Here is a 23,429-nt window from a genome sequence, read left to right as displayed (position 1 = left end):
CAGCGGGTGATCGCCGACGACGACATTGTCACCGCCCGTCATTAGTCTCTGTGCTGTGCACGCCTTGGCCGATTGGCTCGTCGATCTGATCGCATCGGTGCCGTCATGGGCGGTGTACCTCGTGACCTGCGCGGTCATCTTCTCCGAGACCGCCACGCTGGTCCTCGGCCTCCTGGTTCCCAGCGAGGCGATCCTGCTCGCGGCGGGCGTCGCCGCGGCCATCGGGTCGACGCAGATCGTCGTCCTCATCATCGCGGTGTGCGTGTCCGCGGTCGCCGGCGACGCGGTCGGCTATTGGATCGGCCGACGCTCGGGCCACCGGATGAAGTCCTCCCGGATGGGACGACGATTCGGCGAGGAACGCTGGGCGCGTGCCGCCGAACGCATCAACTCCGACGGCATGATCGCGGTCGCGACCGGTCGCTGGATCGGCTACGTCCGCACGCTCGTGCCACCGATGGCCGGCATGAGCAACATGCAGGGAGCCCGATTCGGTGTGGCCGATGTGCTCGGCGCGACGAGCTGGGCCACGACCGTGCTGCTGGTCGGCTACTTCGCCGGCGCTGCCCTCGGCACCACCGTGCTCTTCTATGCCGCAGTCGCACTGGTGGTTGTTGCCGGTGGTTACTACCTCTACCGCTGGTTGCGGGAGCGCCGCGCTAATCCCGCGCCCTGACCAGGGTCACCAACGCCGCCACTGTTCGGTCGCGGAAGTCGTCGGCGTCGTCGAGACCGAAGGTGAGCGCACGCGCCAGCGTCGACGACACCAGCATCGAGAAGATGGTGTCGACGTCGACGGCCCTGTCCTGGTCGACACCGGTATCCGATGCCACCATCGCGGCAAAGGACTCGCGCACGTCGGCCTCGAATCGGGCCACCAACTGCTCGTATCGGCCCGGTTCACGGTGGTAGGCCGCCAGCAGACCAGGGAGCGCCGCACGGGTGACCGGATCGGCGAGGCGACGCAGGAAGAGCTCCGTCCACGCGCTGATGTCGTCCGTCAGGTCCCCGGTCGGTTCGGGTAGGGATTCGGATTCTGCACCGAATGCCGCGTCCTCGATGAGGTCCTCCCGACGCGGCCAGCGCCGGTAGATCGTCGGCGTGCCCACACCCGCACGACGGGCGATTGCCGCGACCGTCGCTCCACCGAATCCCTCCTCGTCGAGCAGCTCACGGGTCGCACGCACCACGGCCTGATGCTTGATCGGATCGCGCGGGCGGCCGACGGTGCCGATCTCGGAGCGGGAAACGTCCTGGTCGGTGCTCACGTGAGAAGAGTATCGCGAAAACGCCACTTTCATTCCGTTACGGCACGTAACGTAATGCGAGTCGCTCCCCAGGAAGGACCGCCCCATGCTCACCGCCCACGACGAACTCCTCTGTCATCAGCTGCCCACCTCGTTCGACCACGTCGACCAGAGCGACCTGCGCTGGGTCGAACGCATCGTGATGTACGGCTTCGACAAGTCCGGCGACATCAATGTGATGACCGGCCTCGCCCGATACCCGAATCGCAACGTCACCGACGCGTACGCGATGATCACCCGACGCGGCGGCGAGACCCGCGTGGTGCGCATGTCCACCGAAATACTGGGCAGCGACACCGGATTGGGCCACTACACGGTCGGCCCGTACACCTATTCGGTCGAGGAGCCGCTGCGCCGCGTTCGTTCGCAGCTGCGAGCCAACGAGCAGGGTGTCACGCTGGATCTCACGCTCACCGGCGAATTCCCGGCCTACGAACAGACTCCCGCATTCCACCGCGAGCGTGGCCGGATCAAGGAGGATGCGCGGCGCTTCTATCAGAACGGCCGCGTCGAGGGATACATCGAGGTCGACGGCGAACGCCTCGACATCGACCCCGACCGCTGGTGGTTCGGCCGTGACCATTCCTGGGGTGTCCGCAACGGTCCGGGCGGCGGCAGCCTGCCCGAAGGAACCCACATGCAACCCGGCGAGATCCCCGACGGCGTCCTGTACTACATGGGAATCTTCCAATTCGACGACCAGATAGTGCATTTCGCGCAACGCGAGACCAGCATCGGGCAGCGGTGGCAGTTCGAGGGCGAGATCCTCCACCCCATCGACACCGGCCGCCCCGCCGACACCATCATCGACGTCGAACACAAACTCAAATTCCGTGAACAACGACGCCTGATCGCCGGCGGTGTGTTCACGATCCTGCGCGCCGACCGCTCGTCGACATCGATCGAAGTCGCACCGCTGTGCGACTTCTGGCCCGGCCTGGCCGGCTATCAGGAGTTCAACGGGTACGCCTCGGGCCATTGGCGCGGAACCGATTTCATCGACGGATTCACCGTCGACTCGTCCGACCCCGATGTGGTGGCCCCGGTGAGCCTGGTGTCGGAGACCCTGTGCGAGGTGCGCATGGACGGCAAGGTGGGTCACGGTCTCGTCGAGATGGTGTTCATGGGTGCCTACCCTCGCTACGGCTACACCGGATGGTGAGGGCGATGGATACCGCTCACCGCACCCTGCGCCCCACGCCCGAGCAGCTGCCCGACGCAGTTGTCGACATTGTGCGCTCACGCATACCCGGCGCCGAGGACGCACGAATCACCAACTGGCACAGCGCACCCATGGGTCGATCCACCGAAACGTACCTCTTCGACGTGGTCGATGTGCGCGGCTGTGACGGACATATCGGCGACGAACCGCTCGGACTGGTGTTGAGACGGCCGCCCGAGTACGCGGTGCTTCCCGATTTCGACCTTCGCCGTCAGTATCTGACGATGCAACGTCTCGGTGGATCGGGTGTCCCGGTGCCGACGATGCGCTGGATCGACCCGGACACCGACGCACTCGGGACGCCCTACTTCGTGATGGACCGGATCGACGGCGTCTCGACGGTCAGCGACATGCCGCCGTATCACCAGGAAGGCATCTACGCCGACACCGACGACGCCGGTCGTGCCCGTTACTGGAATGGTTGTGTCGACCTGATCGCCGCAACCCACGCCGTCGACGTCGACCGCCACCGGCTCGGCTTCCTCGCACTCGACGCATTCGGCGCCGAGCCCGCCGAGCAGGTCATCTCCTTCCTGCGCCACGGTCTCACCTGGGCCGCGGATGGTGCACCGATGAAACCCGCATTCACACAGGCACTCTCGTGGTTGGAACAGCACACCTACCAACCGTCGCGCATGACCCTCTGCTGGGGCGACAGCCGCATGTCCAACGTGTTGTACGCGCCGGACAGGACCCCGGTGGCGGCGGTGGACTGGGAGGTCGCCTACCTCGGCGATCCGGCCGGCGACCTTGCGTGGATGTTCCTCACCGATTGGGTGAGCAGTCCACTGCCCGATCACGCTTCGGCCGCCGGCACGCCGAGTCGAGCCGAAACCCTCGACCGCTACGAACAGCTCACCGGCCACCGGGTCGAGAACATGCTGTTCGCCGATGTCGCAGCCGCGCTGCTGCTGGGCATCGTGCTGATCCGGCTCAACACCTCCCTCGGCCTGGACGGGATCGACCTCACCGACATCTGCGCACAGCGTCTGGACCTGGTACTCGGCGGCGGGGTCTGAGTCATGGGGCGGTACGGTCCGAGGTGACCGTCGTGTCCAGACCTCGAGGAGAGACCTGTGAGCCGTACCCTGCGTCCGCGCCGGACCAACCTCGCCGTCCCGGCGTCGAGCACCAAGATGATCGACAAGGCACGGTCACTGGGTACCGATCAGCTGTTCCTCGACCTCGAGGACTCCTGCGCTCCGTCGATGAAGCCGGTCGCGCGCAAAAACATCGTCGCGGCGCTCGGCGACGGTGACTGGCAAGCACAGATCCGCGGGGTGCGGGTCAACGACTGGACCACGCCCTGGACCTATACCGACGTGATCGAGGTGGTCGGCGCCGTCGGGTCGGCGGTCGACGCGATCATCCTCCCCAAGGTGAATCACCCGAATCAGGTTGCCGCACTCGACATGCTGCTGACCCAGATCGAGAAGACCGAGGGATTCGACGTGGGCCGGATCGGCATCGAGGCGCAGATCGAGGATGCCGCAGGACTGATCAAGATCTACGAGATCGCCCAGGCCTCACCGCGACTCGAGAGCATCATCTTCGGTCCGGGCGATTTCATGGCGAGCATCAACATGAAGTCGCTGGTGATCGGCGCGCAGCCACCTGGATACGAGATCGCCGACGCCTTCCACCACATCCACATGAGCATCCTGATGGCCTGCCGAGCCAACGACTTGCAGGCCATCGACGGCCCGTGGGCACAGATCCGCGATCTGGACGGCTTGCGGCGCAGCGCAACTCAGGTCTCGGCGCTCGGCTTCGACGGCAAGTGGGTGCTGCACCCCGACCAGATCGGCCCGACCAACGAGATCTTCACGCCCAGCCAGCAGGACTACGACCACGCCGAGAACATTCTCGACGCCTACGCCTTTCACACCTCGGCGGCCGGCGGTGGACGCGGCGCGGCCATGCTCGGCGACGAGATGATCGACGAGGCGTCCCGCAAGCTCGCGCTCGTCGTCGCAGCAAAGGGCCGGGCCGCCGGGCTCGACCGCGTCGAGAAGTGGGCTCCCGATCGGTAGTGATGGGCGATCAGTAGTAGTGCGCTCGCCCGCCCACCGCGCGTCCGGTGGCGCCGAGGATCGCCAGGATGATGCCGATGACCACCAGGACGATGCCGATGGTCCACAGGATCGGGATGCTGAAGATGAACCCGAGGATGAGACAGATGATTCCGAGGATGATCACGATCGAGCCCTCTCGTTCGGTGGAGATGGCACTCGACGCTGCTGCAAGTGCAAGGCGACACTAACCACCTTCGTGCGCTTCGCGGTGGATTTCGGGGACTTCGGTGCCAAGGTGAGACGCTAAGCTCGCGCCGTGGACATCTCGATCGACGGCTTGCGCACCCTGCGCGCCGTTCTCGAGCACGGCACGTTCGAGGCCGCCGCGACCGAACTGCACGTGACCCCCTCCGCGGTCAGTCAGCGGATCAAGGCGATGGAGGTGGCCGTCGGGCGTGTCCTGGTGCAGCGCACCAAACCGGCGATCGCGACCGATGACGGCGAGGTGTTGATCCGTCTCGCGAAGCAATGGGAGTTGCTCACGGCCGAAGCGGGTGTCGAACTCATCGGAGACACCCCCGACAGCGAACGTCCCCGACCCATCCATATACCGATCGGCGGCAACTCGGACTCGCTGGCCACCTGGCTGCTACCCGCCCTGGCACGCATTCACCGTGAGCACCCCGTCGTGGTGGAGGTGCTGCGCGACGACGAATCCCGCAACAGCGAGTTCCTGCGCTCGGGAAAGGCGTTGGCCGCCATCACTTCCGATCCGATAGCGATCCGCGGATGTACCGTGATACCGCTCGGTGTGATGCGCTACGTGCCGGTCGCGACCCCGGAGTTCCTGCGCAAGTGGATGCCCGACGGTCCGACGTCGGACACGTTGTCGCGCGCGCCGATGGTGTCCTACGACCGCAACGACCACATCCAGCGCACCGTGTTGCGCGCCTACTCGTCACAGGCCTCCGAACCGCCGACGATCTACATCCCGGCGTCGGTCGAATACCACCGCGCGGTCGAGATGGGCATGGGATGGGGTGTGGTGCCGCACGCCCAGATCGCCGACGCCCTCGACGCCGGCCGCGTCGTCAGGTTCCTCGACCCCGACAACCCAGACCCCGACCACGACGTCCCGCTGTACTGGCAGTACTGGAAACTCAGCTCACCGCTGCTCGACGCGGTGACCGCCGGGATCGTCGCGGCAGCCCGAGCCGAGCTGCTACCGCTACAGTGACCTTGCTGCCGGCCTCGGAACCACCGTCTCGGCGCACACGGACGCTTCCCGCTCCAGGGGTGCTGGCGACATATGCTCGTCGAGCCTGCGATGTCGATCGACACGTTCCGCGGAACGCGCCACACGCTCCCGGCACCCTCAGAGGAAGAAACTCGTCCCCTATCCCTGGAGTCCTCCCCGCGAATTTTCTCGCGGACGACTCAACAAGCAGGGGCAGAAAGTAGGGGAAGAACCTTCCCCTACTTTCAGTGGCCCGGCGGCGCGCTGACGTGGCCTGTTCGCCTGCCCTTCGAGGCATCCCTCGGCCGGCGCCTCGGGCACCTCCGGGACCTGTGGGGGTGGTGGGGGTGGTGGACGCTTTCGCGCAGTTCAGAGCGTTTGGTCACCCAACTCTTCGGATCAGCGGTGACTACACCTCTATGACGACTCGTCCGCGGATCTGACCGTCGAGGATCTTCGCCGCCAGCGCCGGAATCTCGTCGAATCCGGCGTTGACCGCAACGCGCTGTAGCTCGTCGACGGTGAGCGCCTCGTCGAGACGTGCCCAGGCCGCGCGTCGTAGTTCGATGGGGGCGTTGACGGAGTCGACACCGAGCAGAGCCACATTGCGCAGGATGAACGGCATGACGGTGGTGGCCAGGCCGGGTCCGCCGGCGAGGCCGCAGGCGGCGACCGCACCCGAGTAGCGGATCTGCGGCAGGATGTTGGCCAGCGTGACCCCGCCCACGCTGTCGACGGCGGCCGCCCACCGTTCCTTGGCGAGGGGTCGGGGCTCGCCGGTGAGGGTGTCGCGCTCGACGATCTCGGATGCGCCCAGTTCACGGAGGTAGTCGTGCTCGTCTGCCTTGCCCGTCGACGCGTGCACCTCGTAGCCGAGGCGCGACAGGATGGACACCGCGAAGCTGCCGACGCCGCCGGTCGCCCCGGTGACCAGCACCGGTCCTTGATCTGGTGAGACCCCCGCGGCCTCGAGCCGCAGCACGCACAGCATCGCCGTCAGACCGCCGGTTCCGACTGCCATCGATCCCCACAAACCGAGTTGGACAGGAACCGGGAGAACTGCTGCCGCATCCACCCGCTGGTACCCGGAATAGCCGCCGTCGCGCGTCTCCGACAGGCCGGCGCCGGTGAGGACCACCTGCTGGCCCGCCGTGAAGCCCGCGGCATCGTCCACGACATCACCCGCGAGGTCGATGCCACAGGTGAGCGGAAAGCTCCGGACCACACCAGGTTTGCCGAGGATGGCCAGACCGTCCTTGTAGTTCAGCGTCGAGTAGCGCACCTGTACGAGTAGGTCACCGTCGGCGAGATCATCGGCGCCGAGTGTGACGAGTTGGGCGGGTTCCTTGGCGGCGAGAGCCCGATATGCGGTGAAGGACGGGATCGTTGTCATCGTGCGCTCCTGAAACGTCGGTGTCGTGAAGGCGGTGATGGTCGGTCGGTATTCGTGGCAGGGTGCAGGTATGGCTTCAGTCGACAACCTCCACGGCGATGCACATGTCGAGCGGTACCTCGAAACCGACGGCGAGGACGGTTACCACTGGAACGGTACCCAAATCCTCATCCTCTTCACCAAGGGGCGAAAAACCGGGGCCGAGCGCAAACACGCACTCATCTTCCGACCGTGGGGTGAGGACGCGTTTCTGGTCGTCGCCTCCAAGGGCGGCACCGATGAGCCGCCCGCGTGGTTCCTCAATCTGGAGTCCAACCCCGACGCCGAGATCCAGGTCAAGGACGAGCGCATTCCGGTGCACTTCCGCGTCGCCACCGACGAAGAGAAGCCGGCCATGTGGGCCAAGATGACCGAGGTCTGGCCCGACTACGACGAGTACCAGAAGAAGACCGAGCGGGTGATCCCGATCGTGGTGCTCGAGCGCGCGTCGACACTCGAACGCGAATCCGGCTAGCCGACGCATCCAACGCGGCGCCCCTTCGGGCGCACCCTCCGAGCGCCTCAGCGAACTCGCGCGAAATAGGTGCGCAACCCGACCGCCGAAACGGCCGACGCCGCAACCACATACGGCACCACCGGGACGCTCACAACCGACCGAGCAGTTCGGCCTTCTTCTGAGCGAACTCGTCGTCGGACAGGATGCCGCGCTGATGCAGTCCGGCCAGCGACTCGATGGCCGCGACGATGGCGTCGGCGTCGGATCCACCCGATGGTGCCGGGGCGTCGAACTGCGGGGCCGGGGCGTACTGGGGTTCGGGCGCGTACTGGGGTTCCGGAGCGTATTGGGGTTCCGGAGCGTATTGGGGTTCGGCCGCATGGCGTGGAGCCGGTGCCGCGACAGGAGTGTCGACGATGGCCTGCGTGCCGAGTTCGGTGAGGCTGGAAGTGTCGAAGGTGCCGAACTGGCTGGTGAAGCTCAACGTGCCCGACATCCCGCCCTGCTGTTGCTGGACGCCGCCGATCTGATGGTCGCCGGTATCGAAAACCCTTGTGACACCATTGAACTCGATGGCGAGTCGACGGGTGCCGGGGAAGATCGCGTACCGTGCGCCGTTCTGCGAGCCCGTCGAACTGGGCACGCCGAGGTCGCCGGGCCACCAGTTGTTGGCGGTGAATCCACCGAACCCGACGTTTGCGGCCGGAGTCGGCGGGAACACGGTGGTGGTGGCGAGCAGCTGCGACAACTCGTTGCAGAGACCATCGACGCGCGCCTTGAGCGCGTTGTCGAACATGTTGCCGACCATCGTCATGCCACCACGCATCCAATGCCCGGAACCACCGAGTTCGGGAATGGAGAATTGCGCCATCGTGCCGCCACCGTTGTTCACGGCGAACAGCATGGCCAGCACCGCGTCGCGGGACAGCCCGTAGCGCTGCGCGATGTCGGATACGGCCTGCTCGGCTTCGGGGGTGACCGTTGCCTCCATGGTGAGACTCTTTCGTCGGCGGGAGAACCTGAGGCCACCACTATACGAGCAGGCACTCAACCGCTCTCACCGACGCGGATCGCACAGATGTCACCTCGACTCGAGGTCGAATCCGGTGGTCGCGAGATATCTGCGCCCGATGGTGTTCCACTGGAGTCAGGTCGGTGGGGACAAGTGACGACGACAGGGGTGATTCAGTGTCCGAGATCGCCGAGAAGGCGGCCGAGCGCACATGGTTCGAGAACGCGGCCCGAGCAGGCCAGTTCGCCAGCGGATGCGTGCACATCCTGATCGCCTACATCATTCTCCGCCTCGCGTTCGGGGGTGGTGGCAACGCCGATCAGTCCGGGGCGCTGGGCATCTTCGCGGAATCCGCCGGCGGCCGGATCGCCCTGTGGCTGGCGGTGATCGTGTTCGCGGCGCTCGCGCTGTGGCGCATCGTCGAAGCCATCCTCGGGCCGCACCCCGGCGAGTCCCGACCCAGCAATTCCCACGGCGACGAGGACACCGGATGGACCGATCGCGCCAAAGCCCTGGGCCTGGCCGCGGTCTACATCGCTTTCGCCTATTCGGCCGCGCAGTTCGCGCTGGGCCACGGCCAATCCAGCGGACAGCAGAATGCCGGGCTCAGTGCGCGGCTCATGGGTTCCACCGGCGGCAAGGCCTTGCTCGTGGTGGTGGGACTCGTGGTGATCGCCATCGGTGGCTACCACATCTACAAGGGTGCGACGCGTCGCTTCCTCGACGATCTCAAGCGTGGTGGCGACTCCCCGCTGATCGTGTGGTCCGGGGTGATCGGGTACGTCGCGAAGGGCGCAGCACTCACCGGTGCGGGCGTCCTCGTCATCGTCGCGGCTATCCGTGCCGACCCGGCCAAGGCCACCGGGATCGACGGTGCTGTGAAGACACTCGCGGGTCTACCGGCCGGACAATTGCTGCTCGTGCTCGCGGCATTCGGCATCGCCGCATACGGCTTCTATTCGTTCGTGATGGCGCGCCACGCACGCATGTGACGTCACCGTCCCGGCTTGTCGCAGCCGGGTGCGGGCGCATCCTCGAACAGCGGCTTGCCCAGCGGGATCAGGTACAGCACGTCGAGGACCACGGGCACCGACCCAAGGTTGCGTCCTACGTGCGTATTCGCCTGCCCCTTGGGCTCTTTGATGATGTCGCCGGTCCGATAGACCACCGGCACACAATCCGCGCCGGGGTGGGTGAGGGTGCCCGATCGGACAAGTCCAACGAGGTTGCCGTCGTGGTAGTGCCAGCCGGTGGTCCCACCGGGCGCGATCGTGATCTCCCGCACCGCGACGTGCACTCCGTCGGGCACAAAGGGCAGCAAGCCCGCCGGGATGTCGCCCTCGGCCAGGGTGACCGCGGTGACTCCTGACGAGGGGGTCGCGCTCGCGAGCGCCGGGACGCCGCACGCGATGACCACCGCCGCCGCGGGGGCGAACACCAACCGTGCGAGTGAGTTCATGGCGGAACCATACTGCGCTCACCCAGGCGTTCTCCCCGTTTTCACTCTTCAGCGCATCGCGCAGAGTCACAATGAGCGTGCCGAGGGCAGGTCGGGGACTGATGCAACCGATGAGATGTGAGGATGATGCGCGTGAGCGATCCGGTAATGGTGTTGGCGGAGACGCGCACGGGATGCGAGATGAGTGCGGTGACGGAGTGGGCCCAGTCCGCCTATCCCGGTGCGCCGATCCGCCGGCCCGATGATGTTGCATTCGACGAGCTGCCCGACCACACACTCGTCGTTCCGGTCCGACCTGTCTGGCTGCCCGCGGTCCGCCGCGGCGAGCGGCGAGTGACGCTCGGCGACGTCCTGGTGCTGTCCAATCCGCGACGCCCGGTCGGCTTCGCGCAGCCACTGATCCGCAGTCGCCGGCCTGACGCGCTGCGCGTCGTCGCGGGTGAGCCTGCGTCGATCGACGATCTGCGACGCCGCCACGAACGGGACGTCGCACAGGATGTGCCGTTCGCGAAATTCGTCGCGCTGCAAGCCTCCCTGTCCGCCGAACGCGCGGAACGACAGATCGTCGGGGACCGATACAAGGTGCCGCGATTGGTGGCCGAGCAGATCAGCAGTTCGGCACGGTTCCGGACCGGCGCCGCCAAACTCGCCGCCGAACTCGGCAGGCCCGCCGACGTGGTGGTCAACGACGCCACCGACAAGCTGACGGGTTTTGTGGCCACTCAGAGTCGGCTGATGAGCGACGTGTTCTCGGCGACCTTCCGCAGGCTGCACGACCGGGCCTGGAACGTGTCCGTCGACCTCGACACGCTCAATTCGCTACGCACACTGAACAAGTCGACCAGCCTCGTCTTCTTGCCGTCGCACCGCTCCTACGTCGACCCGCTGGTGCTCGCCACGGTCCTCCGCGGCCACGACTTCCCGCCGAATCTCGTGCTCGGTGGTATCAACTTGTCCTTCTGGCCCGTCGGACCCATCGCCCAGCGCGCCGGCATCATCTTCATCCGCCGCAAGTTCGGTTCCGACCCGGTCTACAAATTCGCGATGCGCGCATACCTGGCATTCATCGTGGAGAAGCGGTTCAACCTCGAGTGGTACATCGAGGGTGGTCGCAGTCGCACCGGGAAGCTGCGCAAGCCGATGCTGGGCCTGCTCAACTACGTCGTCGAGGCGGTACAGCAACTCGACGAAGCCGACGTCACGATCGTGCCGACCTCCATCGTCTACGACCAGCTACACGAGATCGGGGCCATGGCAGCCGAGGACGCCGGCGGCACCAAGCGGCCGGAGGGCATCGGCTGGCTACTGCGCTATGCCAAGGCGCAGCGCGGCTATCTGGGCGAGGCGAGAATTCGGTTCGGCGAACCGCTCTCGCTGCGTGCCGCTCTCGCCGAGGCCGGCACCGGACCATCCAAGCTGGACAAGGTCGCTTTCCGGGTGATGGACGAGATCAACACCGCCACACCGATTTCGGCGACATCGCTGGCCGGATTCGCCTTGTTGGGCGCCAGCGACCGCGCCTACACCGAGCCCGAGATCGAGCGGATTCTCGAGCCTCTCCTGGAGTACATACACCGGCGCGACCTCCCCGGACCCGACCCCGCGCAGTGCCGTGGCGCCGGACTGACCCGGACGTTGCGTGTTCTTGGCGGCGCGGGCGTGGTGACGTGCTTCGACGGTGGGTCCGAGCCCGTCTGGTCGATCGCGGCCAACAATCACGCGATCGCGGCCTATTACCGCAACGGCGCGTTACATCACTTCGTCGACCGCGCGATCGTCGAGGTGGCCATGCTCGCGGTGGCCGAGGGGGCGGTCGAGGTGACCCCGGGCGACGCCGCCGTCGCCGACGACGATCTTCCGCTGGCCGACGAGGCGTTGATCGCCGCAGCCCAGCGGGAGGCGCTCCGCATTCGCGACATGCTCAAGTTCGAGTTCTTCTTCCCGCCGAAAGACGAGTTCCTGCACCGGCTCGGGGCCGAGCTCGATCTGATCTCCGCGGAATGGCGGGACGCGAAACCCAGCCGGGAATGGACATACGACGTCCTACACAGTCACACCGGCGGCCTTCTCGCCCGGCGCACGCTGCAGCCGTTCTTCGACGCGCAGCTCGTCGTGGCCACTCGCCTCGTGGAGCTGGGCACGACGTCCCGGGACAAGGACGCCATCCTCGCGGACTGCCTGGGACTCGGCCGCCAGCTCTCGCTGCAAGGTGTTGTGCGGAGCAAGGATTCGGTGTCCAAGGATCTCTACGACGCCGCCTACCAACTTGCCGACAACCGCGGTCTCATCGAGGGCGCCGAGGATGCCGACCTCGCCGCGGCCCGCGAGGCATGGCTCGACGAGGTGGAGGTCATGCGCGGACGGCTGTCGCGTATCGCCGCGATCGAGGAGTTGCAGGCCGACGTCCTCACCGGGGTGACGCAATGAGTGCACTCACCGATCGGCTCCGCCAGATCCGGTCCGCGCCAACCGGAAAGAAGGTTGCGGCGTTCTTCGACTACGACGGAACACTCATCGAGGGCTTCTCGGCGACGGCCATCGTCGGGGCACGGGTGCGCAGTCTCGAGTTCGGCCTCGGGGAACTCGCGGACTTCCTGCTCATCGGATTGCGGGGCGTGGAATCCGAACAGGACTACGCCGAGGTTCTCGAGGCGACCAAACCCACGTTCGCCGGCAAGACGTATGCGGAGTTGCAGGACCTCGGCAACCGCCTTTTCAAGCACGAGACGGCGGCCAAGCTGCGCCCGCAGATGTGGCAGATCCTGCGCGCCCATCGCGAGATGGGCCACATGATCGTGATCGCGTCGTCGGCAACGCGCTTCCAGATCGAACCCATCGCCCGCGAAATCGAGGCCGACCACGCATTGGCCACCGAGGTCGAGGTGATCGACGGGGTGGTCACCGGTCGAGTCCTCGGTCGGCCGCTGTGGGGTCCGGGCAAGGCGGCCGCCGTCCGAACATTGGCCCGCGACAACGAGATCGACCTCGACGCCTCCTTCGCCTACAGCGACGGCAACGAGGACATCCCCTACCTCGAGGCCGTCGGCAATCCGGCGGCCGTATCGCCGATGCGCACTCTGCGTGCCGAGGCCGAGGCCCGGGGATGGCCGATCATCGACATCACCAACCCCTCCTACAACCGCATCGGCATGCTGGCTCGCACCAGCGCGTTCTATGGTTCATTTCTCGCTTCTGCCGCAATAGGTTTCACGGCCGGACTGGTTCGCCGCGATCCCAATGCACTCGTCGCGACCCTGCCGACGGGCAACGACGTCGGCCTGTCCCTTGCGGGCGTCCACGTACAGGTTCTCGACGGTGGCGAGCACCTCATCTCCGACCGGCCCTGCGTGTTCCTCTTCAACCATCAATCCAAACTCGACATGCCGGTGATGATCAACCTGGTGCGGTCCGATGCGACCGGCGTCGCCAAGAAGGAGGTCCAGCGTGTACCTGTGCTGGGCCAGATCCTCGATCAGGCCGGCCTGGTCTTCATCGACCGTGCCGACGCCGGAAAGGCCATCGAGCAACTCGCCCCCGCGGTGAAAGCCCTGCGCGAGGACGGGAAGTCGCTCGTGGTGGCACCCGAGGGTACCCGGTCGTCGACGCCGCGCATCGGCCCGTTCAAGAAGGGACCGTTCCACATCGCGATGCAGGCCGGCGTGCCGCTGGTACCGGTGGTCCTGCGCAACACGGGTGAATTGATGTGGCGCGGTTCCCAATTGATCAGGCCCGGTACGGTGGAGGTGATGGTGCTGCCGCCGGTGGACACCACCGGGTGGCGGGCCGAGGACATCGGTAAACATGCCGAGGAAGTGCGGCAGATGTATGTGACCACGTTGGCCGACTGGCCGCTGCAATCGTTCGACGACGGCTCTGATGAACCGACGCAGGAGGTTCGGGTGTGACTGTACCGACGCAGGAGGTTCGGGGATGACCGAGAACGCCGACCGCCCACTCGACTGGGCCAACGAGCCGCACATGAGTCCCGTCGACACCATCATGTGGCGCGGCGACACCGACCGTCGGATGCGCGGCACCATCAGCATGCTCGAGATCTACGATTGCGCACCCGATTGGGATCGGCTGATCGCGGCCCACGAATGGGGCTCTCGCATGGCTCCCCGGTTCCGGCAGCGCGTCGTCGACTCCCCGATCGGAGCCGGAACCCCCAGTTGGGCGGTCGATCCCGACTTCGACCTGCACTACCACGTACGTCGCATCCGACTCGGCGGCGACGGCAGCATGCGCGAACTGTTGTCCACGTGTGAGCAACTGGCGATGACAGCCCTCGACGCCGCGCGACCCCCGTGGGAGGGCACGCTGATCGAGGGACTCCCCGACGGCAAGGCCGCCTACTTCCTCAAGGCCCACCACGCACTCACCGACGGTCTCGGCGCCATTCTCGGCCTGGCCCAACTACATTCACCGACACGGGAACACAATCCCGGGAAACCGCAGCCGCCGAGCCCCGATCCCGTCCACATCTCCGCGGTGGACATCATCACGCGACAGCTCGACGAGGAGATGCGTCGCATCCCGCACCGCATCGACATGACCATCAAAGGCATCCGATCCCTCGTCAGCCCCCGGCAGGCCCTGAGTACTGCTCTGCGCTACGGACGTTCAGTACCCCGGGTCGCCGGTCTCGTCAGTCCACCGGGCTCCCCACTCCTGGCGAATCGCAGTATCTCCTGGCGTTTCAGCGCTTTCGAGGTTCCGTTCGCCGACCTGAAGGCTGCCGCGACCGCGACCCGCGCGTCGATCAACGACGTCTACCTCGCCGGGCTGCTCGGTGGATTCCGGATCTACCACGAGAAGATGGGTACCGCGATCGAGGCGATGCCGGTGGCGATCCCGATCTCGGTTCGCCGTCCCGAAGATCCTGCGGGTGGCAACCGCATTGCGGTCGGTCGCCTGGCCGGCCCGGTCGGCATCGCCGATCCCTTCGAGCGGGTGCTCACGGTGCGCGAACAGGTGCGTGCTGCCCGGCACGAGCCGGCGGTGGACCTGTTCAACACCCTGGGTGCGGTCATGGCCTGGCTACCGGGTTCGGTGCTGATGCAGTTCAGCGGGACGACCAGCCAGAACGACCTGCAGGCCAGTAATGTGCCGGGAATCCCCTGGGAGACATACGTTGCCGGGGCAAAGGTGGAGCGGATGTTCCCCTTCGGTCCGCTGCCGGGGTGCGCTGTGATGGCAACGATGATCACGCACAACGGGACCGCCTGTATCGGGTTGAACTCCGATGGTGCGGCGGTCACCGACATCGACCTGTTCGCCGATTGTCTCGTCGCGGGATTCGACGAGGTGCTCGCATTGGCCGCGGACGACGACGTACAACCGGGGTCATTGCAGCGACTGCAGTGAAAGGCGGTCGGCCCGTCCGAAGACGGGCCGACCGGTGAGAGGTAACGCTATGGTGTTACTTGCTCTTCTTCGGCTCGCGAAGAAGCTGGATGAACGGTCCGGCGTTGGCGATGACCGCGCCGATGCCACCGATCGCGGTGCCGGCGAGCGATGCGCCCGAGCCCAGGAGCAGCGCGCCACCGATGCACCCGGCGAGCGGGCCGGCACCGAACAGCATGACAGCAGGAGCCGACACGACGCCGGCCGCGATCGCACCGAGCAGGCAGCCGCCAACCAAACCGGTTGCCGCACCCAGGAATCCACCGATCGCAGCAGTGAGTGTGATGTTGTCCTTGACGCCGGACACCGCGGCACCCAGGTCGGCCTGGTGGGTGAACGGCTGGAAGCGAGCCAGGGCCGGGCTCATGTTCACGGCGAGCATGGCGGTCGTGCCGGAGACCTGTGCGTTGACCGGGTGAGCGTAGTTGTTGACAGCGACGGTCAGCGGCACGGCACTGACCACAGCACCCTTGGCGTCGCGCAGGAGCAGTCTGCCGTGGTCGGTGCTGAGGGTTCCGTTGTTGGTGGACACGAGAACGCTGCTGCCGCTGCGCATCACGTTCCAGTGCGTCGTGGTGTGGGCCGTCTGCGGTGCCGCCTGGGCACCGAACGCAATCCCCATCGACGCGATCAGCATCGTGGCGATGGCGATAAGTCTGTTGAGCTTCATGTATGCCTGTCCCCTCGGGTCCCAGATTCTCCTGGGACTGAATGTTTTTCGCGCTCAACGTAGGGAGGGAACCGGTTGGTTGGGTCAACGACCGGGGCTGCACCGGTGCACACCAGATGAACAGCGCGTCGCAATGCGACATACGCGGCACGATCCCTCCGCTCCAGCACAGCGCGTTGCCTGCCGTGTCCGGATTACTCAATATCTGTTGCGCAAGAAGGAGTCAGCTTGCCCCCGTCTGCGATCGTGGAGGCGCGAAGAGCGGGTCCGTCCGAAGAATAGGGGAAGAAACTCGTCCCCTACCCTTGGTGTCGTCCCCGCCAATTTTCTGAGGGACGACTCCGAACCTCGGGGAAGAAACTTCCTCCCCTAGATTCAGTGGGGCGCCACGCCGACGATCCTGGAGGCGGGAAGAACGTGGCCACCCATGCGGATGAGAGCTTCCGCGCGCCGGCACCGCGACAACCGGTGTTGAGCCTGGGGAGGGATGCGGCAGCCTTCATGGCCGCGGACGTGGATTCCCGGTGAATCGTTGCGGGGCCTATTTCTCGACAACGATCTCGATCTCCACCCGCACCTCGTCGGCAACCTTCAAGGCGCCCATCATGAGCGAGTAGGGCTTGATACCGAAATCCTTCTGGTTGACCATGCTCTCGGCGATCAGGACCCGCGCATCGCCGTGATCGGCGACGCGGACATCGAGATCATGCGGACGTCCGCGCCCGTGGATCGTCAGAGTTCCGTGTGCTCGAAAGCCGTCCGGCGCGGCTTCAAACGACTCAGCCTGGTAGCGGATCTCCGGAAACTTGTCGTGCTGAAGGGATTTCAGCGCATTGCCACGAGCCACCGACTTCTCCGCTCCGGTCAGCGGTGTCAGCCCGCCTTCTCCCGAACGCACCCTGAGTGAATCGACGACGATGGACGCCTGGGCGCTCACCGGCAGGCCGTCGCGCGATGTCGCCGCTCCCGACCACTCGGCCATCTCGATCGTCAGCCGGTGACCGGTCCGCGCTGCCCGGCCACTGACACCGGTGTGCACGACAATCGACCCGCCGGTCGAGGAGAATGTCCATGTCACGTCTGCCATTGCGTTTCCCCGTCTGTTCCGGACCTCGCCGTGATGGCCAGCAGCAGCTCCGCCCTCACCCGGGCGGAGTCGAGGTCGCAGTCCACGATGTCACGGATCTTGAGCAACCGGCTCCGCAACGTGTGCCGATGAACGCCCAGCGCGGCCGCCGCGTGCTCCCATTGCCCGTTGGCCTCCAGAAAGGCGCGTAACGACGCCAAGAGGTCGGTGCCGTGCTTGGTGTCGTAGTCGACGATCGGGTCGACGAGGACCCCCGCGAGAGTGTCGAGGACCCGTCGCACATCGGGTGCGCAGAGCAGCGTCCGGCCCACCGCGCGCAGCGCGTCCTCTGGTTCACCCCCGACAGGCGCCACCACCGCTGCCATCCGCGCCTGGTCCGCGGCAGCACGCAGGTCGCCCGCATCGTGCGCAGCGCTCACCCCGATCCGCAGGTGATCGCGCACATCGGTCGGCAGGTCGACGAAGAGTTCGAAGACGAACTCGATGTCGTCGCTGCCGCGCACGACGACGAGGAGGTCGTCGGACCCGACGGTGTGGAACATCGCCCGTCCGGCACCGCCGAGCCGATCGTCGACGGCCTCACCGACCGCCGCGCGGTCGTGGCTTCCGCGTACTGCGACGACGCGGACCTGCTCCTGGGAATCGGCCGCGCCGAGCAGCACCGAGCGGGCAGCGGACTCATCGTATTCGCCGGCGAGCAGGATGCGCATCGCCGTCGTGTTGACCCGGGCCTGCTCGGCACGGAGTCGTCGTGGCTTGTGGAAGTCCAGCGCCAGCAGCGAGTTCGCGTGTCCGATCAAGACCTGGTCGAGCGCCCGTGGATCGCCGGGCAGTTCGACGACGAGGTAGCCGTGGATGTGCCTGCCCAACCGGATCGTCTGCACGACCACTGTGCACGCCTCGACCGGGATCACGCTGCTGTCGGCGATGGCATCGCCGTGCGGGGACTCGGCGACGAGCGACGCGATCATCGCCATCACGTTGTCCGACGGAGGTGTATGACCGTGCGCCACGATCCGCGCCTGCGGATCCACCACGGTGACCGGCCCGCCGCTCGCCCGCGACAACTCGTGCACGATCGCCTGCACCCCACCGTTCGCGGCGGCCCGCGTCATCCGAGGCTGGGCCCGCGACGCGGCGAGCATCTGCTCGTACTGCTGCTCGGCGAGCCGTTCCATCACCGCTTTCACGACCGCCGCGAACGGCGTTGCGAACGGAACCTCGAACACGGCAAGACCGCAGGTGTCAGCCTCGTCGAGAAGCTCTGCGGGAATGTCGGTGAAGGACAGACCGACCCCGAATCCCAGCGCCGCGATGTCACTGTCGACGAGCTCGCGCACGTAGGCTCGCCGCCCGGCCGGATCGGCGGGCAGGCCCATCCCCGTCGTGAGGACGACCTCGCCTCCGGACAGCCAGCGGCCGGGGTGGGGCAGTTCGGTGGTCACCGCGAAGGTGACCTGGGCAATCGCCCCCACCGACCCGGCCCGCAGTCGTAGGCTCAGGTCTTCCCGACCGATGAGCCAACGGACGGCGAGGCCCACCATGCACTCCAATCTGTCGCACAGATCACATTCAGTTACGCCATTTTGGCAGATGCAGCGGCCCCGCACCTTGTGCAGTCTGTCTCTACCACCCCGCCATCAGAGAGGTCCGACATGACCGAGCGGCTCCAGAATTTCGTCAACGGCGCATTTGTCGCCTCCACGTCCACCGAATCCCTGGACGTGATCAACCCGGCCGACGAGTCGCTGGTGGCCGTCGCGCCGGTGTCGACGGCGGCGGAAGTGAGCGGTGCCGTCGATGCCGCGGCGAGCGCTTTCGCCTCGTGGGGCCGGACGACGCCACGAGAACGGCAGTCCGCGCTACTCGCGATCGCGGACCAGATCGAGAAGAAGGCCGACGAGATCGTCGATGCTCAGGTCCGCAACACAGGTCAGTTGCGTTCCCTCGTGCGATCCGAGGAAGTTCTCGTCGGCGCCGATCAGATGCGCTTCTTCGCCGGTGCCGCCCGCCTGCTGGAAGGCCGGTCGGCGGGCGAGTACATGGAGGGCTTCACGTCCTACGTGCGGCGCGAACCGATCGGGGTGGTCGGCCAGGTCACGCCGTGGAACTACCCGTTCATGATGGCCCTGTGGAAGATCGGCCCGGCGCTGGCGGCGGGCAACACCATCGTCCTCAAGCCCAGCGACACCACACCGGAGAGCACGCTCACCCTGGCGGAACTCACCCGGGGCATCCTGCCCGACGGTGTGCTGAACGTGGTCCTCGGTACCGGGGAGACCGGCGCCGCGCTGGTGTCCGACCGACGCCTCGGTCTGGTGTCGATCACCGGATCGGTACGCGCGGGCATCGCGGTGGCGGCGGCCGCAGCGGCCGACGTCAAACGCGCTCATCTCGAACTCGGTGGCAAGGCACCGGCGATCGTGTTCGGCGACGCCGACATCGACAAGGCGGCCAGCGGCATCGCCGAGGCGGCATTCTTCAATGCCGGCCAGGACTGCACCGCAGCGACCCGCGCCATCGTGCACGCGTCGGTGTATGACGAGTTCCTCGACGGCCTGGTGGCCCAGGCCCAGAAACTCCGGCCCGGCGGAGTCGACGACGAGGACGCATTCTACGGTCCCCTCAACAACATTCGGCACTTCACCGCGGTCAACCAGAAGATCGCCGCGCTGCCCGACCACGCGACGATCGTGACCGGCGGCAACCGGCACGGCGACAAGGGGTTCTACTTCGAACCGACGGTGATCACCGACGTCCGCCAGGACGACGACATCGTGCAGAACGAGGTGTTCGGACCGGTCATCACCGTGCAGCGCTTCGACGACACCGACGACGCGATCGCCATGGCCAACGGTGTCGACTACGGCCTCGCGTCGAGCATCTGGGCATCCGATCATGGACTGGTGCAACGTGTTTCGGCGCGCATCGATGCCGGTGCGGTGTGGGTGAACTGCCATATCCCGCTGGTCGCCGAGATGCCGCACGGAGGATTCAAGCACTCCGGATACGGCAAAGACCTCTCTGCATACGGGGTCGAGGACTACACCCGTATCAAGCACGTCATGAGCGCCCACGACTGAGAGGATCGCAGTGACCGACAGGGATTTTCACCCGCAGGATTTTCACCCGCTGGATCCACTGACGCGCGACGAGTTCACCGCCGTGGTGGACATCCTGGGAACCGCGCACGGCGTAGCAGCCCCCGAATGGCGTTACGCGAGTATCGAGATGGCCGAACCCGACAAGGCCGCACTCGCCCGGTACGACGCCGACGCGACCGTGCCCGAACGTGCAGCGCACGTCGTGTGTTTCGAGCGCGCGAGCAACAAGACCTACAAGGCCCTGGTGTCCCTGACCGATTCCACGGTCACCACCTGGGAGCACATCCCCGGGGTACAGGCGAATTTCACTGTCGACGAGTGGGAGGAGGCCGATGCAGCACTGCGGTCGCACCCCGATGTCATCGCGGCGCTCGCGCGGCGGGGGATCACCGACATGAGCCTGGTGTTCATGGACACCTGGACCTACGGCGCCGTCCTGATCCCGGAGCGCTACCGGGGCAGGCGGATCGGATGGTCGGACAGCTGGGTTCGCAAGGGACCGGGCATGAATCCCTATGCGGGGCCGGTCAACGGCTTCCACTGCATCATCGACCTGAACTCGATGGAGCTGCTGGAGATCGAGGACACCTTCACCCTGGACAACCCCGAGATCATGGGCGAATACGTGCCCGCTCACCTCCCCGAAGAGATCCGAGCCGCGAGCACTCGTGAACCGCTGCGCGCGTTGGACATCACGCAACCCGACGGCCCGTCGTTCACTCTCACCGGCCATCGCCTCGACTGGCAGAACTGGTCCCTGCGTGTGGGATTCAACCATCGCGAAGGCATGACCCTGCACGCGGTCAGCTACAACGACAACGGCAGGCGACGGCCCATCGCGCACCGCATGTCGTTCGCGGAGATGATGGTCCCCTACCGCGATCACTGCGTGGATCATTACCGCAGAACCGCATTCGACATCGGCGAATGGGGTCTGGGGTTCATGACCACGTCGCTGGAACTCGGGTGCGACTGTCTCGGCGAGATCCGCTACCTCGACGCGGTACTGCACGACAGCAAGGGCGAGCCCTACGTCATCACCAACGCCATCTGCATCCACGAGGAGGACAACGCCGTCCTGTGGAAGCACGTCGACCACGACGGCGCCGAGGTGCGCCGCATGCGCCGCCTCACCGTGTCGTGCCACGTCACCGTCGCCAACTACGAGTACCTCGTCTACTGGCGGTTCTATCAGGACGGCAACATCGAATGCGAGGTGCGCGCGACGGGCATCATGGTCGTCAGCACACTGGCCCCCGGACAAACCCCCGAACACGGCACGATCGTCGACAACGGCACCTATGCGCCGTTCCATCAACACTTCCTCATCGCCCGGCTCGACCTCGATGTGGACGGAAGCCAGAACACGCTCTACGCCACCGAGACCCAGGTGGTGCCCACCGGTCCGGACAATCCGTACGGCCTCTCGCTGCGCCAGGTCAACACACCGTTGCGCACCGAGCAGGAAGCCAAGCAGGACATGAACTTCCAGACCCAGCGGGCCTGGAAGGTGGTGAACGAGAACACAACCAACGGTCTGGGCACGCATCCGTCCTACAAGTTGGTGCCCGGGGCCGCATTCCCCCCCATGTTCGACCCCGACTCACCCATCCTCGACCGCTGCCGGGCCATCGAGCACACGCTGTGGGCGACCCCCAACTCTCCCGATGAGCGTTGGCCGGCAGGGGAATTCGTCAACCAGAGCGCCGGCGGTCTCGGCCTGCCGGAGTGGACGTCCGCCGACCGGTCGATCGACAACACCGACGTGGTCCTCTGGTACGTCTTCGGAATCCATCACATCACCCGGCCCGAGGACTGGCCGATCATGCCGTCGGACACGGTGAGTTTCTGGCTCAAGCCGGTCGGATTCTTCGACCGCAACCCGTCGCTCGACGTCGCCCCGACACCGCCTGCCGCGTGCCACCGCGACGCCACCGGGGGCCACGCATGAGGCTGCTCGTCGCCTACCTGGCCACTCCCGGAGGCGCTGACGCCCTGGCCCTCGGCGCGCGCCTGGCCCGCAGCTTCGGCGCCGAACTCGACATCGCCATGGTGCTACCGCCCGACCGGGTGGCCCCGGCCCCGCCCGGCGACTTCGAGGCCGTCCTGTCCGACCGTGCGAGCCGCTGGCTGGCCGACGCCGCCGCCCAGGTTGACGATGACGTCACGGTCACGACACATGTCGCGTTCGCCGAATCGTCGGGCGCCGGAATCATCGAGATCGCCGAGCGGATCGGGGCGTCCGCGATCGTCGTCGGCGGTGGAGGCGGCGGCCTCATCGGAACACACTCCCTCGGCACCGTCGTCAACGGTCTGCTGCACTCGTCGCCGCTGCCGCTGGTCGTCGCACCGCGGGGCGCCTACCGGGCGGGCATCTCCCGTATCCGTGAGATCACCTGCGCCATCGGCGATCGCCCCGGCGCCGACGAACTCCTCGACACGGCCACCCGATTCTGTGCTGCCGCCAAGGTGGGTCTACGGCTGATCTCCCTGGTGGCCGTGGAGCCGGTGAGCGGCGCTGTGCGCGACGACGAGAGCTCGCTCGAGGCGGCGCGGGCACACGCGCGCAGCCTGGTCGACGACGCCCGATCACGCCTGCCCGCTGAGGTTCCGGTGAGCGCAGAGGTGGTCGAGGGACGTCACATCGAGGACGCGGTGCACAAACTCGACTGGCACGACGGCGACCTGATCATGGTCGGATCGAGTCGCTTGGCACAGCCGCGTCGGCTGTTCCTCGGATCGACTGCGGCCAAGATGATGCGCGTCCTGCAGGTACCGATGATCGTGGTGCCGCGCGGCGAGCGCTGACCCGGCGCGGCGGTGTCCGCTGCCGATGAAACCCTCTGTCCCGACTGCTTCTTGGAGGACCAGTGTCCGAAGTAACCTACCGTCTGCCGCAGAAGCGCAGTCTGGTCACCGAACTGCCCGGCCCGCGGTCTCGGGCGCTCGCGCAGCGCCGTGCCGGTTGTGTGGCCGCGGGCGTGAAGTCGGCGGTGCCCGTGTATGCCGCCGACGCCGACG

At 66.4% G+C, this 23,429-nt stretch carries 21 protein-coding genes and 1 pseudogene; 14 read left to right on the top strand and 8 right to left on the bottom strand.

Annotation, left to right across the window (positions count from 1 at the left end; translation table 11 throughout):
- Positions 1-55: 55 nt before the first annotated feature.
- Positions 56-676, top strand: a complete 621-nt coding sequence (locus ABZW74_RS05230) for a DedA family protein (protein ID WP_355274611.1) — start codon at positions 56-58, stop codon at positions 674-676.
- Here the strand turns inward: ABZW74_RS05230 and ABZW74_RS05225 are convergent.
- Entirely contained in the window at positions 660-1,268 is a 609-nt protein-coding gene (locus tag ABZW74_RS05225) for a TetR/AcrR family transcriptional regulator (RefSeq protein WP_240855157.1), read from the bottom strand. The two genes, ABZW74_RS05230 and ABZW74_RS05225, sit on opposite strands and share 17 nt — an antisense overlap.
- Before the next feature lie 85 nt (positions 1,269-1,353).
- On the opposite strand from ABZW74_RS05225, the gene ABZW74_RS05220 reads away from it, so the two are divergent.
- The 3 genes from ABZW74_RS05220 to ABZW74_RS05210 are packed head-to-tail and all read left to right on the top strand — an operon-like array spanning position 1,354 to position 4,562.
- The gene (locus tag ABZW74_RS05220; RefSeq protein ID WP_355274608.1) at positions 1,354-2,469 is read left to right on the top strand and encodes a hypothetical protein; all 1,116 of its coding nucleotides are present in this window, start codon (positions 1,354-1,356) and stop codon (positions 2,467-2,469) included.
- Positions 2,470-2,474: 5 nt separating this feature from the next.
- Positions 2,475-3,548, top strand: a complete 1,074-nt coding sequence (locus ABZW74_RS05215) for a phosphotransferase family protein (RefSeq protein WP_355274606.1) — start codon at positions 2,475-2,477, stop codon at positions 3,546-3,548.
- 57 nt (positions 3,549-3,605) lie between these two features.
- Positions 3,606-4,562, top strand: coding sequence for a CoA ester lyase (locus ABZW74_RS05210; protein WP_355274602.1), 957 nt, complete (start codon positions 3,606-3,608; stop codon positions 4,560-4,562).
- A 10-nt stretch (positions 4,563-4,572) separates the two neighbouring features.
- On the opposite strand, the gene ABZW74_RS05205 is transcribed toward ABZW74_RS05210, so the two are convergent.
- On the bottom strand, positions 4,573-4,728 hold the full coding sequence (locus ABZW74_RS05205; RefSeq protein WP_240855164.1) for a DUF6131 family protein: 156 nt from the start codon (positions 4,726-4,728) through the stop codon (positions 4,573-4,575).
- A 132-nt stretch (positions 4,729-4,860) separates the two neighbouring features.
- Between ABZW74_RS05205 and ABZW74_RS05200 the strand changes: the two genes are divergently transcribed.
- Positions 4,861-5,781, top strand: a complete 921-nt coding sequence (locus ABZW74_RS05200; RefSeq protein ID WP_240855166.1) for a LysR family transcriptional regulator ArgP — start codon at positions 4,861-4,863, stop codon at positions 5,779-5,781.
- A 409-nt stretch (positions 5,782-6,190) separates the two neighbouring features.
- On the opposite strand, the gene ABZW74_RS05195 is transcribed toward ABZW74_RS05200, so the two are convergent.
- Positions 6,191-7,174: an MDR family oxidoreductase gene (locus tag ABZW74_RS05195; RefSeq protein ID WP_240855169.1), complete on the bottom strand. Its 984-nt coding sequence runs from the start codon at positions 7,172-7,174 to the stop codon at positions 6,191-6,193.
- Between the two features lie 70 nt (positions 7,175-7,244).
- Here ABZW74_RS05195 and ABZW74_RS05190 point away from each other — a divergent pair, with 70 nt between their 5' ends.
- Positions 7,245-7,688 carry a nitroreductase family deazaflavin-dependent oxidoreductase gene (locus tag ABZW74_RS05190; RefSeq protein WP_240855171.1) on the top strand — a complete coding sequence of 148 codons (444 nt, stop codon included), beginning with the start codon at positions 7,245-7,247 and terminating at the stop codon, positions 7,686-7,688.
- A gap of 130 nt (positions 7,689-7,818) precedes the next feature.
- Here ABZW74_RS05190 and ABZW74_RS05185 read toward each other — a convergent pair whose 3' ends face one another.
- Complete coding sequence (locus ABZW74_RS05185) at positions 7,819-8,661, bottom strand: SHOCT domain-containing protein (RefSeq protein WP_355274599.1); 843 nt, start codon at positions 8,659-8,661, stop codon at positions 7,819-7,821.
- Between the two features lie 164 nt (positions 8,662-8,825).
- On the opposite strand from ABZW74_RS05185, the gene ABZW74_RS05180 reads away from it, so the two are divergent.
- The gene (locus ABZW74_RS05180; RefSeq protein WP_355274597.1) at positions 8,826-9,674 is read left to right on the top strand and encodes a DUF1206 domain-containing protein; all 849 of its coding nucleotides are present in this window, start codon (positions 8,826-8,828) and stop codon (positions 9,672-9,674) included.
- Positions 9,675-9,676: 2 nt separating this feature from the next.
- Here the strand turns inward: ABZW74_RS05180 and ABZW74_RS05175 are convergent, their stop codons facing one another.
- Complete coding sequence (locus ABZW74_RS05175; protein ID WP_355274594.1) at positions 9,677-10,141, bottom strand: cupin domain-containing protein; 465 nt, start codon at positions 10,139-10,141, stop codon at positions 9,677-9,679.
- Positions 10,142-10,267: 126 nt separating this feature from the next.
- Here ABZW74_RS05175 and ABZW74_RS05170 point away from each other — a divergent pair, with 126 nt between their 5' ends.
- The 3 genes from ABZW74_RS05170 to ABZW74_RS05160 are packed head-to-tail and all read left to right on the top strand — an operon-like array spanning position 10,268 to position 15,508.
- Positions 10,268-12,568, top strand: a complete 2,301-nt coding sequence (locus ABZW74_RS05170; protein WP_355274690.1) for a glycerol-3-phosphate 1-O-acyltransferase — start codon at positions 10,268-10,270, stop codon at positions 12,566-12,568.
- On the top strand, positions 12,565-14,046 hold the full coding sequence (locus ABZW74_RS05165; RefSeq protein ID WP_355274591.1) for an HAD-IB family hydrolase: 1,482 nt from the start codon (positions 12,565-12,567) through the stop codon (positions 14,044-14,046). The genes ABZW74_RS05170 and ABZW74_RS05165 overlap by 4 nt, the downstream gene beginning before the upstream one ends.
- Positions 14,047-14,071: 25 nt before the next feature.
- Positions 14,072-15,508, top strand: coding sequence for a wax ester/triacylglycerol synthase domain-containing protein (locus ABZW74_RS05160; RefSeq protein ID WP_355274588.1), 1,437 nt, complete (start codon positions 14,072-14,074; stop codon positions 15,506-15,508).
- A gap of 55 nt (positions 15,509-15,563) precedes the next feature.
- Here ABZW74_RS05160 and ABZW74_RS05155 read toward each other — a convergent pair whose 3' ends face one another.
- The 3 genes from ABZW74_RS05155 to ABZW74_RS05145 form a co-directional block, all read right to left on the bottom strand.
- Positions 15,564-16,217 carry a hypothetical protein gene (locus ABZW74_RS05155; RefSeq protein WP_355274585.1) on the bottom strand — a complete coding sequence of 218 codons (654 nt, stop codon included), beginning with the start codon at positions 16,215-16,217 and terminating at the stop codon, positions 15,564-15,566.
- A gap of 541 nt (positions 16,218-16,758) precedes the next feature.
- Positions 16,759-17,304 carry a YceI family protein gene (locus ABZW74_RS05150; protein ID WP_355274582.1) on the bottom strand — a complete coding sequence of 182 codons (546 nt, stop codon included), beginning with the start codon at positions 17,302-17,304 and terminating at the stop codon, positions 16,759-16,761.
- A complete protein-coding gene (locus ABZW74_RS05145; RefSeq protein WP_355274579.1) occupies positions 17,292-18,848 on the bottom strand; it encodes a PucR family transcriptional regulator in 1,557 nt (518 codons plus the stop codon). The genes ABZW74_RS05150 and ABZW74_RS05145 overlap by 13 nt, the downstream gene beginning before the upstream one ends.
- A 111-nt stretch (positions 18,849-18,959) precedes the next feature.
- Here ABZW74_RS05145 and ABZW74_RS05140 point away from each other — a divergent pair, with 111 nt between their 5' ends.
- The 4 genes and pseudogenes from ABZW74_RS05140 to ABZW74_RS05125 form a co-directional block, all read left to right on the top strand.
- Positions 18,960-20,387, top strand: coding sequence for an aminobutyraldehyde dehydrogenase (locus tag ABZW74_RS05140; RefSeq protein WP_240855187.1), 1,428 nt, complete (start codon positions 18,960-18,962; stop codon positions 20,385-20,387).
- 10 nt (positions 20,388-20,397) lie between these two features.
- Complete coding sequence (locus ABZW74_RS05135; protein ID WP_355274576.1) at positions 20,398-22,359, top strand: primary-amine oxidase; 1,962 nt, start codon at positions 20,398-20,400, stop codon at positions 22,357-22,359.
- Positions 22,356-23,216 carry a universal stress protein gene (locus tag ABZW74_RS05130; RefSeq protein WP_355274573.1) on the top strand — a complete coding sequence of 287 codons (861 nt, stop codon included), beginning with the start codon at positions 22,356-22,358 and terminating at the stop codon, positions 23,214-23,216. The genes ABZW74_RS05135 and ABZW74_RS05130 overlap by 4 nt, the downstream gene beginning before the upstream one ends.
- A 62-nt stretch (positions 23,217-23,278) precedes the next feature.
- Positions 23,279-23,429: pseudogene (locus tag ABZW74_RS05125) on the top strand (4-aminobutyrate--2-oxoglutarate transaminase); the annotation flags it as partial.

This window comes from Gordonia sp. NPDC003585, assembly GCF_040610755.1.
Lineage (GTDB): Bacteria > Actinomycetota > Actinomycetes > Mycobacteriales > Mycobacteriaceae > Gordonia.
This window is presented reverse-complemented; position numbering and strand designations above follow the sequence as displayed.